The organism is Micromonospora arida (genome assembly GCF_003857035.1).
Classification (GTDB): Bacteria; Actinomycetota; Actinomycetes; order Mycobacteriales; family Micromonosporaceae; genus Micromonospora; species Micromonospora arida.
Map to the genome: position 1 here is coordinate 1 of NZ_QGSY01000248.1, position 9,975 is coordinate 9,975.

A 9,975-nucleotide genomic window follows, 5' to 3' on the forward strand; every position below is an offset into this window, starting at 1 on the left:
GACGACGGCGGCGGTGGCGGTGGCGTCTGCCAGTGGAACGGGCGGACCATCCCCTGCTACGACGAGGACCTGGGCTGGTTCAACAATGGCGACGGGTGCTACTACAAGCTGAGCGAGGGGACGGTCGAGCCCCCCGAGGGTGAGCAGTGGTATCTGCAGACCTGCAACGGCGGCGACCTGGGTACGCAGGTGATGGTGACGCTGGCCGAACCGCCGGCCGGCTTCGGCGCGCCGCCAGACCCGGAGGAGCTGGCCCGTCGCGCCCTGGCGTCGATCAGTCTGCTGCCGGCCCGCCTGAAGGTGGCACCCCGCAAGAACATCGGGCCCGGCCTGGTCGGCCTGCCCGTGTGGATGTGGGCAACCGCAGGAAAGAACTACTTCGGCCCGCTGTACGCCGACGAGTCCGACCGGGGGTTGACCGTCTACATCGAAGCGAAGGTCGACCGGATCGTCTGGGACATGGGCAACGGCAAGAAGGTCACCTGCTACGGCGCCGGCACCGAGTACAAGGCCACGGGCACGCGGGCGGGTGCCACCTCCCCGGACTGCGGCTACGACGAGGGCTACCCGAAGGCAGACACCTACGACGTCACCGCCACCACGCACTGGACGGTGAACTGGTGGACCAACAACGACGCCACGAGGCGGGTGATCCCGCAGACCCGGAGAAGCGGCATCGTGCAGATCAGGATCAACGAACTCCAGGTGGTCACCAGATGAGCCTCGCAACGCGCAACGGGACCCCGTCGGTGGACGCTCCCATCAACCCGCCCACAGTGGTCCGACAGCGCCGGGTCCGTCCCGGGCTGCTCGGTCTCGCCGTCCTCCTGATCGCGCTGGGCGGGCTGGGCGCGGCCTTCGCGGTCACCTCGGTACGGGCCACCGGCAGCTATCTGGCGGTGGCCCGACCGGTGGAGGTGGGTCGGGAGATCAGCGCAGCCGACCTGGTCACAGTGCAGGTCGCCGGCGGTCAGGGGTTGCGCCCGGTGCCCGCCGCACGACTCGACGAGGTGGTCGGCAAACGGGCCGCGGTCGCGCTACTTCCGGGCACGCTGCTCACCCTGGGACAGGTCACCGACGACCCGCTGCTCGGCCCCGGACAGCAGCAGATCGCACTTGGCCTGAAGACCGCCCAGGTGCCGGCTCGCGAACTGCACCCCGGCGACAAGGTGCTGCTGGTCAGCACTCCGGACAGCAACGCCGACGAAGACGCCCCGGCCGCCGCCGGCACGCGGTTCGCGGCCACCGTCATCGACATGGTCAGCCCGGCCAACGACGACAAGGTCCTGTACCTGGCGCTGCTCACCCGTGACGTGCCGGCGGTGGTGGCGCTCGCCGCACAGGAGCGGCTCGCCGTCGTACTGACCGAGGCGGCCTGAGGATGGCGATCATCGCGCTGGTGTCCGCGAAGGGTTCGCCCGGCGTCACCACCTCGGCGCTGGCCTGCGCGCTGGCCTGGCACCGGCGGCTGGTGGTCGCCGAATGTGACCCGGCCGGCGGCTCGATCCTCGCCGGATACCTCGGCGGCCAGTTGGACGGCCCGCGCGGCATCGGAGAGCTGGCCGTCGGCGAGTTGCGCGACGGAAACCTGGAGAGCGCGTTCTGGTCCCAGTTGGTCGACCTGGACGCCCCCCGCCGGGAACGGCTGCTGCTGCCCGGCCTCGTCGACCCGGCCCAGAGCGGCAGCGTCACCCCGCTCTGGCAGCGCTTCGCCGACTACTTCGACGCCCTCGACCGCGGCACCCCCGGCTACGACGTCCTGGTCGACTGTGGCCGGCTGCACGTGACCGGGCCTCCGTGGCCGGTGCTGCGGGCCGCCTCGGTGGTGCTGTTGGTGACCCGGGCGAACCTGCCGGACCTCTCCGGCACCCGCGCGGTGGTCACCGCGATCGAACGGGACTTCGCCGAGCACCGGGTGCCCCCGGGCACCCTGCGGTTGCTGCTGGTCGGCGATGGGCATGGGCGGGCCGATATCAGTCGTGCCCTGAAACTGCCGGTCATCGCACGGCTGCCGCACGATCCGCGTACCGCCGGGGTGCTCGCCCTGGGCGGGACCGTGCGGGCCGGTCGGCCGCTGATGCGCGCGGCGGCCGCGCTGGAGGTCCCGATCGGGGCGCTCCTGGAGCGGCGACGGGCCCGGTTGGCGTGGCCCGTGCAGCAGGGGGTGCCGAATGCGGTTTGAGCCGGTCTCCACCGATCCGCGCCAGCAGCCACCGGCCGTGACCTCCACCGCGCCGCCCCTGGCCGTGCCGAACGGCCGGCACGGCCAGTCCGGGCCGCAGCCGCAGCCGGCGCCCGCGGCCACCCCGCCGCCGGAGTCGCCGCCCCGGGCCCGGATGGACTTCCAGGTGGTCCGGGAGCTGCGCCGGGAACTCACCGAACGGCTCACCCTCTGGCAGCGCGGCCGGGAGTTCACCGTCGACGAGGAGGACACCGAACGGGCCCGACTCGCCGTCACTGTGGTCTCCGCGTACGCGGACTCGGTGCGCCGGGCCGGCACCCCGATGGCCGCCGGCGATGAACGCCTGCTGCTCGACCAGGTGACCGCCGAGCTGGTCGGGCTCGGCCGGCTACAGACGCTGCTGGTCGACGACACCATCGAGGAGGTGCACATCCTCGGCTGCGACCAGGTGCGCATCACCCGGCACGGCGGTGGGGTGGACTGGGCCGAGCCGATCGCCGACAGCGACGCCGAGTTGGTGGAGATCCTTCAGGCGGCGGCCCGTCGGGCGGGTGCGACCGAGCGGTCCCTCTCCACCGTGAAGCCCACCCTCGACCTGCAACTGCCCGACGGCAGCCGGCTGGCAGCGGTGTTCCTGGTCAGCCACCGCCCGTACGCGGTGATTCGCAAGCACAACACCCTGGACGTGAGCCTCGACGACCTTGCCGGCGCCCGAGGTGACCTGGACGAGATGATCGATCCGCTGCTGCGCGACTTCCTCCGCGCGGCGATGCGCGCCGGTCTGAACATCATGGTCGCCGGGTTGGCCGGTGCCGGAAAGACCACTGTCATCCGGGCGCTGATGAACGAGATCCCGCCCGACGAGCCGTACGTGTTGCTGGAGGAGAGCCGGGAGTTGCTCCCGGCCCGCCGCCGGGAGCGGCACCGGGCGGTGATGAGCTTCGAGGCCCGGGAGGGTCACGGTGAGCGCGGCTTCGACGGCCGCCCAGCGGGTGAGGTGACCATCGCCGACCTGATCCCGCTGTCGCTGCGGATGGGGGTCCTGCGGATCATCGTGGGCGAGGTGCGGTCCCGGGAGATCGTGCCGATGCTCCAGGCGATGACCACCAGCCGGGGATCGATGTGCACCATCCACGCCCGTACCGCCGCAGGTGTGGGTGAACGGATCGTCGAGCTGGCCCTGGCGCACGGCCGGGAGATGACAGTCGACCAGGCCCGCCGGATGGCCGGCAACGCGCTCGACCTGATCGTCTACGTCACCATCGAGGACGAGACCGCGATCGGCGGGCGGAAGCACCGGTTCGTCTCGCATGTGGAGGAGGTGATCGGGGCCGGTGAAGCCGGTCGGATCACCACCACCACGGTCTTCGGGCCGGGCCCGGACGGTCGTGCGGTCCCCCGGCACCTACCGGAGCGGGTCCGCGACCAGTTGCTGCGGGTGGGTTACGACGCGCGGCTGCTGACCCGGTGGGTCGAGGCCGGTGCCGGGGCCTGGCGGCGGCCTCGGCAGACCCGACTGGCCCGGCGGTGATCTGATGCTCGACAGCCTGGAGTTGATCGCGGTGGTCTCCGGCGCCGCCTGTGTGGCCGGGCTGCTGCTGGCCGTGGTGGCCCTGGTCGGCACCCGTCGACCCGCCGGGCCGGGCCCGGGCAGCGGTCCGGGACTCGCCCGGCTGTGGCGCGGGCCGGGCAGCACTCCGGCCGAGCACCGGGCGTATCAGGCGCTGCTGGTGGCCGCGCTGGTCGCTGGTGCATTGGCGTTCCTGTTGACCGGGTTGCCGGTGGTGGGCCTGCTGGTGGCGGTGGCGGTGCCCGGCACCCCGTGGCTGTTCGGGGTGGGCAAGGCCGAACAGCGGGCGATCGCCCGGATCGAGGCGGTCGGCGAGTGGACCCGTCGACTCAAGGACGTCTCCGGCACCGGGCAGGGCCTCCAGCAGGCGATCATCGGCACGATCGGCAGTGTGCCACCCGGCGTCGAGGACGAGGTACGGCTGCTCGCGGCCCGCCTCCAGGCCGGCTGGATGGCTCGCTCCGCGCTGCTGGCATTCGCCGACGAGATCGCCGACCCGGTCTGCGACCAGGTGGTCGCGGCGCTGATCCTGCACCTGTCCGACCGGGGTGAACGGCTGGGTGACGTGCTCGGTTCGATCGCTGGCGCGGCGTCCGCGGAGGTGGCGACCCGTCGGGAGATCGAGGCCAAGCGCACCCAGCCCCGGTTCGCGGTCCGCTTCCTCACCGGGATGACGCTGGCGACCCTGGCGTACGGGCTGATCAACACCGAGTACATCAGGCCGTACGGCACACCGGTGGGTCAGCTGGTGATGGCCGCCCTCGGTGCCGCCTTCATCGGCCTGCTGGCCTGGGTGCGGTCGATGAGCCAGCCGCAACGGCCGGCCCGGTTCCTGCCGGCGCCCAACCCGAGCGAGGTGATCGCGTGAGCGCAGCGCAGCGGAGCCCCGCAGTCGCGAACGAAAGGCGGCTCCCATGATCGTGAACTGGCAGTTTGCCCTCGCGGTCTGCGGTGGCGCCGGGATCGGTCTGGGTGTCTTCCTGGTCGTCCGGGAGCTGGTGCCGGCGACACCGGCGCTCGGGCCTGCGCTGCGCCGACTGCATCAGCCGCCGGGCACCGGCCGGGTGGCCACGGCCGCGTCCCGGCGGCTCGACTGGCTGACCGGGATGTCCCGCTGGTTGCGGCCGCCGCAGATGCAGCTCGCCCTCATCGGTCAGACCTCCGAGCAGTACGCGTTGTCGGTGCTGCTCTCTGCGCTGATCGGGTTGGCCACGCCGACAGTGCTCGGGGTGGCGCTGTGGGTGCTCGGCATACCGTTCCCCCTGGTCGTGCCGGTGCTGGGCAGCCTCGGCCTGGCGCTGCTGGCCGGCCTGCTGGCGCACCGCGCCGTGCTGACCAAGGCCAACGCCGCCCGCGACGAGTTCCGCCAAGCCGTCTGCACCTACCTCGACCTGGTGGCGTTGCAGCTCTCCGCCGCGCACGGGCCGGTGCAGTCGCTGGAGCGGGCGGCGGCGGTCTGCGACGGTTGGGTGTTCGACCGACTTCAGGAGTCGCTGCGGATCGCCCAGATGCAGATGCACGCGCCCTGGGACGAACTGCGCGACCTCGCCGACAAGATCGGCATTCCGGAGTTGGGCGACGTCGGCGCGATCATGCGCTCCTCCGGCAGCGAGGGCGCGCAGGTGCACGAAACGCTGCGCAGCCGGGCCGACTCGCTGCGCGACCAGATCCGCACCGACAACCTCGCCCGCGCCGAGGGGATCACCAGCAAGCTCGACATCCCGGGCGCGCTGCTCGTCTTCGTGCTGCTCGGGTTCGTCCTCTATCCGTTCATCGCCCGTGTCTGACGCCGCCCCCTGAAGGAGAACGCCATGTCCATCCTCAGCTACCTGCACGTCGTGGTGACGACGCGCCTGGCCGAACTGCGCCGCGATGGTGAGCGCGGCGACAGCCCGGTGCCCACCGCGGTGATCATCGCCGGTCTGGTCGGGGTCGCCATCGCCGTCACCGCCCTGGCCCTGACCAAGGCCAACAACTGGATGACCAACATCCCGAACTACACCGAAACCAAGTAGCTGGCGTGCGTCGAGCCGCGTACCCGAGGTGGAGCCGAGCGGTCACCGCCGCCCGGCGCCGCCTCGCGGCCGGCGACCGCGAGCGGGGCGCGAACCCGGTGGAACTCGCCGTGATGATGCCACTGATCCTGGTGCTGCTCTTCGCCTCGATCCAGGTCGCGGCCGTCTTCCTCGCCCGCTCCACCGCGTTGAACGCCGCGCAGAGTGGCGTCAACGCTCAGCGGACGTACCAGGCGGGCAACGGTGCCGGGGTGGACAGCGCCTCCCGCTTCCTGAAGGGCGCCGGCGGCTGGCTGGTGGGCTGGGAGAAGGCCGGGCCGACCTGCGAGACCACCACGACCGACGTGACCTGCACGGTCAGCGGCCGGTCCCTGTCCGTGGTGCCGGGCGTGGACTTCGCAATTCAGCAGACCGCCCATGGGACGGTGGAGAGGGTGACACCGCCATGACCCGTACCGCCGAGCGGGGCTCGGTCTCCATCGAGGTGGCGGTCCTCGCGCCCGCGTTCATCGCGCTGATGGTGCTGGCCGGCGTGGTCGGGCGCAGCGCCGTGGCGGCGGAGGCGCTCCAGGCGGCCGCGCACGACGCCGCACGGGCGGCCTCGATCTCCCGGGACTCCGACACAGCTCGGAAGAAGGCGCTGGAGGCAGCTCAGGCCCAGCTGGACTGGCACGGCCTGGCCTGCGCCAACGCCCTGAACCCGGAATTCAGCGGGAAGTCGCCCGAAAATGAGTCCAGCTTCGACAAGGCCTTCAGTAGCTCGGTCGGTACGAACGCCACGGTGACGGTGAAGATCAGCTGCCTGGTGTCCTTCAAGGACATCACCCTCGGCATCCTGCCCGGAATGAAGAGTGATCGGCTGATCACCGCGGAGTTCACCTCCCCACTTGACCGTTACCGGAGTCGGCAATGACGGCCGCCACGTCGGCTGTCCGGCCCTCGCGGGCAGGTGAGCACGGCCGGGTGAGCATCTTCCTCGCTGTGACGATGATCGGCGTACTGGCCATCATCGGCCTCTCCTTCGACGCCGCCGGGCAGCTCCGCACCCTGCAACACGCCCAGAACCTGGCCGCCGAGGCGGCCCGGGCCGGCGGCCAGGCCATCGACCGGGCCACCGCGATCGAGGGAGGGCCGAAGCGGATCAATGAGCCGGAGGCGCGCGATGCGGTCGCCGACTACCTGGACGCCGTGAACACCGCCAGCCACACAGTGAACTTCCCCGAGGTCGACGGGGAAATCCTGATCAGGGTGACCGTCTCCATCACCTACCACCGCTCGATGATCGGACCGTTCGTCCAGGAGAAGACGGTCACCGTCACCGGCGAGGCGACCGCGCGTGCCATCACCGCAACACTGTAGGAAGGAAGGCAGCCATGCCCGTATCGGGTGGGTCCGTCGTACGGCGGACCGGACGGATCCTCACCGGCATCGGCGCGCTGGCCGTGCTCCTGGTGCTGCTGGTCGGCGCGCCGATCGCGCTGCTCGCCTTCGCCGGTAACCCCCTGCCCGATCACCTCCCCACGATCAGCGAGGTGGGCACCGCGCTGACCAGCCGGGACGACGGTCAGCTCTTCCTGCGGGCGCTGGCAGTGGCCGGTTGGTTCGGCTGGGCCACGTTCGCCTTCTCCGTCCTCGTCGAGTTGGGCGCACAGACCCTGCGCCGGCCGGCGCCGAAGCTGCCCGGGATGGGCCGCCAGCAGAAGGCAGCCGCCGCGCTGGTCGGCTCGGTCGCGTTGATCCTGGTCGCCAGCCCGGCCGCCGCCAGCGCCGCGGCGATCTACGGAACCCCGGTGTACGCGAGTCCGAGCGCAACGGCCGTCACCACCCTGGCCGCGCCGACCCGCGCCGCGACGACACCGGACACGGCCGCGCCGGTGTACCGGGTGGCGCGGGGCGACTACCTCGGGGAGGTGGCCGAGCGGTACCTGGACGAGTTCGGGGACTACCGACAGCTCGCCAAGCTGAACAAGCTCGACGACCCGGACCGGATCCGCCCCGGCCAACTGCTCCGACTGCCCACGGAGGCCGCCGACCAGGGGGCCCGGCAGCACGCCACGGGTCGGCTCGTCGACCGGCCCGCGGCGCCGAAGCCGCCCGCGCCCCGGCCGGCGCCCGAGCGAACCGCGCCGCCGCGGGTGGCCCCAGCACCACCCAGTGGTACGGAGTCAGCGGGCCAACCACCAGCGATGACGGTCGGTGCAGCCCGAGCTGGTGCCGCCGATCGGGTGAACCGCCCGCTGGCGGTCTCCGCCGTACTGGCGGTGGCGAGCATCGTCGGTGCCCAGATCGGCGCAGTCCTGGGGCTGCGCCGCCGTCCAGCCACCGCCGGGGCGGCTCCCCGACTGGCCGCGTCCTCCCGCACATCACGCCGCAGTGCGGGCCGAAGCGGTGCAGGCACGGGCCAAAACGGTGGCTCGGGCCAAAACGGTGGCTCGGGCCGAAGCAGTGGCTCGGGCCAGGGTGGCAGTGGCGCGGGCCGGCGTGGCGGTGGTGGGGCGGCCGGGAGCGGTGCCGCCTGGGCTGCCGCGGCCATCGAAGGCCCGGCGACACCACACGGCGGCGCGGCACCGAGCGGGAGCGACTTCGCACCTCGCGGCGGCGGGACAACGCCTACCGGCAGTGGGTTCGCACCTCTCGGCAGTGGGGTGACGCCCGGCAGTGGGCTGACACCCGGCAGTGGGGTGACGCCCGCCAATAGCGGGGTCGCGTCTACCGGCAGTGGGACGATGCCCGCCGGCAGCGGAATGGCTTACCCCGGCAGCACGGCGTTCCCGGGCAGCGGGATGGCACTCTCCGGCGGCACGGCACCCCACGGCGGCGGAATGACGGCCGCCGGCCCTGCGGGCTGGGGTGGTGACGAGGGCTGGGCCGGCGATGGTGGCGAGGGTGGGCTGTTCGACGGCGGGCACGGCCTGGACTCCGTGCCGGACGGTCCGCCGGTCGGCCGACACCGACGCACCTGAGCGGCCCGCACGCCACGCCGCGCCTGCGAGGCGACTGGCCACCAAACGCTGGACTGGTTCCTCCACGTCGCGCCGATCGCGCCCGAGGCGGTCTGGTCACGCCGCCCTGGCGGGGGCGGCCGGGGCGATGTCTCGGAGAGCGATATGTCTGTGAGTCATCATGATGACTCACAGACATCAGCGTCGAAGGAGTTGCTGCCCTGGGGCGCGGATCGGGTCAGCGCGGATCGGGTCAGGGCAGGCGGGTCTGGAGTACGCCGTTCTGGATCCGGGTGGGCAGAATCTGCTGGTCGTTGCCGGACGGCCCCTGCACGACCTCACCGCCGTTGAGCCGGAAGGCGCTGCCGTGCCACGGGCAGACCACGCAGGCGTGGCCGTCGATCTCCTGCACCTCACCCTCGCCGAGCGGCCCGCTCTGATGCGGGCAGCGCTCCAACATCACGGTCACCTCGTCACCGTGCCGGTAGAGGATCACCGAGATGTCGTCGTCCACCTCTCGGGTGATCAGGGTGCGTTGCGGCAGCGTGGCCATGTCGGCCAGCGAGTGCCAGCCATCGGTCATCCGGTGCAGCTCGGAGATGCTCTGGTTGACCTGCGCCCCCTGCTTGTACGCCAGGTGACCCCCGATGTACGCGCCAAGGCTCACGGTGGAGAGCCCGAGGAAGCCGAGGGCGCGACCCATGCCGTGGCGGCCGGACAGCCGGGCGGCCAACGAGCCGGCGTAGAGCGTCATGCCGACGGTGTTGGCGGCGGCGTGCACCAGGCCGACCCGGCGCTGGTCCCGGGCGAGTGCCGCCCAGTCGTTCAGACCGGCGACCGCCGCCGGCAGCGCGCTGACGGTGCCCAGACCGACCAGCACGGTGGCGGGCCGGCGCTGCCCGGGCATGAGGTCCAGCACCGCGGCGCTGATCCACGCCCCGACCGGCACCTGCACCATCGCCGGGTGCAGCGGATGCCCGAGGGTCACCCCGTGCAGCAGGTCGCGCAACCGGCGTGGACGCAGCGTCCCAAGGACGACCTTCTGCAACCGGTCACCCGCGCGGTCCAGCCGGGAGTCCTGCTCAACTTTCGTCAAAATTGCTCGCACGAGTACCGACTTCCCGGCGATCGCCGTCGCAAACCGGTCGGAGGCGACAAACCTGCCGCACCAACCACGCCATCGATCTTGCAGTTTCTGCTCCGACAATCCAGGGCATGAGCCGCGAATCGGCAACCGGAAGTGCAAGATCGGCGCGAGGGAGGCGC

Annotated in this window: 11 protein-coding genes and 1 pseudogene; 11 read left to right on the forward strand and 1 reads right to left on the reverse strand. The window is 71.9% G+C overall.

The features are described from left to right. The 11 genes and pseudogenes from DLJ58_RS24925 to DLJ58_RS24975 all read left to right on the forward strand — a co-directional run. Positions 1-720, forward strand: a 720-nt coding sequence (locus DLJ58_RS24925) for a hypothetical protein (protein WP_124859819.1), incomplete at its 5' end; no start/stop codon positions are given. After that, on the forward strand, positions 717-1,379 hold the full coding sequence (locus tag DLJ58_RS24930) for an SAF domain-containing protein (protein ID WP_124859821.1): 663 nt from the start codon (positions 717-719) through the stop codon (positions 1,377-1,379). The genes DLJ58_RS24925 and DLJ58_RS24930, both read left to right, overlap by 4 nt. Positions 1,380-1,381: 2 nt before the next feature. Further along, positions 1,382-2,182, forward strand: coding sequence for a CpaE/TadZ family protein (locus DLJ58_RS24935; RefSeq protein ID WP_124859823.1), 801 nt, complete (start codon positions 1,382-1,384; stop codon positions 2,180-2,182). Continuing rightward, positions 2,172-3,713, forward strand: a complete 1,542-nt coding sequence (locus DLJ58_RS24940; RefSeq protein WP_124859825.1) for a TadA family conjugal transfer-associated ATPase — start codon at positions 2,172-2,174, stop codon at positions 3,711-3,713. Before DLJ58_RS24935 ends, DLJ58_RS24940 begins: the two co-directional genes overlap by 11 nt. Positions 3,714-3,717: 4 nt before the next feature. Beyond that, positions 3,718-4,620, forward strand: a complete 903-nt coding sequence (locus DLJ58_RS24945) for a type II secretion system F family protein (protein WP_124859827.1) — start codon at positions 3,718-3,720, stop codon at positions 4,618-4,620. A 46-nt stretch (positions 4,621-4,666) separates the two neighbouring features. Then, complete coding sequence (locus DLJ58_RS24950; RefSeq protein ID WP_124859829.1) at positions 4,667-5,539, forward strand: type II secretion system F family protein; 873 nt, start codon at positions 4,667-4,669, stop codon at positions 5,537-5,539. A 24-nt stretch (positions 5,540-5,563) separates the two neighbouring features. Next, complete coding sequence (locus DLJ58_RS24955; RefSeq protein WP_124859831.1) at positions 5,564-5,767, forward strand: hypothetical protein; 204 nt, start codon at positions 5,564-5,566, stop codon at positions 5,765-5,767. A 5-nt stretch (positions 5,768-5,772) separates the two neighbouring features. Next, the gene (locus tag DLJ58_RS24960; protein ID WP_208741317.1) at positions 5,773-6,216 is read left to right on the forward strand and encodes a TadE family protein; all 444 of its coding nucleotides are present in this window, start codon (positions 5,773-5,775) and stop codon (positions 6,214-6,216) included. Continuing rightward, entirely contained in the window at positions 6,213-6,680 is a 468-nt protein-coding gene (locus DLJ58_RS24965) for a TadE/TadG family type IV pilus assembly protein (RefSeq protein WP_124859833.1), read from the forward strand. The genes DLJ58_RS24960 and DLJ58_RS24965 overlap by 4 nt, the downstream gene beginning before the upstream one ends. Continuing rightward, positions 6,677-7,126 (forward strand): pilus assembly protein TadG-related protein, encoded by a 450-nt coding sequence (locus tag DLJ58_RS24970; RefSeq protein WP_124859835.1) that lies wholly within the window; start codon positions 6,677-6,679, stop codon positions 7,124-7,126. The genes DLJ58_RS24965 and DLJ58_RS24970 overlap by 4 nt, the downstream gene beginning before the upstream one ends. 14 nt (positions 7,127-7,140) lie before the next feature. Beyond that, positions 7,141-8,100 (forward strand): annotated as a pseudogene (locus tag DLJ58_RS24975) (LysM peptidoglycan-binding domain-containing protein); the annotation flags it as partial. A gap of 862 nt (positions 8,101-8,962) precedes the next feature. Here the strand turns inward: DLJ58_RS24975 and DLJ58_RS24980 are convergent. After that, positions 8,963-9,817 (reverse strand): Rieske (2Fe-2S) protein, encoded by an 855-nt coding sequence (locus tag DLJ58_RS24980; RefSeq protein ID WP_124859837.1) that lies wholly within the window; start codon positions 9,815-9,817, stop codon positions 8,963-8,965. Between the last annotated feature and the right edge of the window lie 158 nt (positions 9,818-9,975).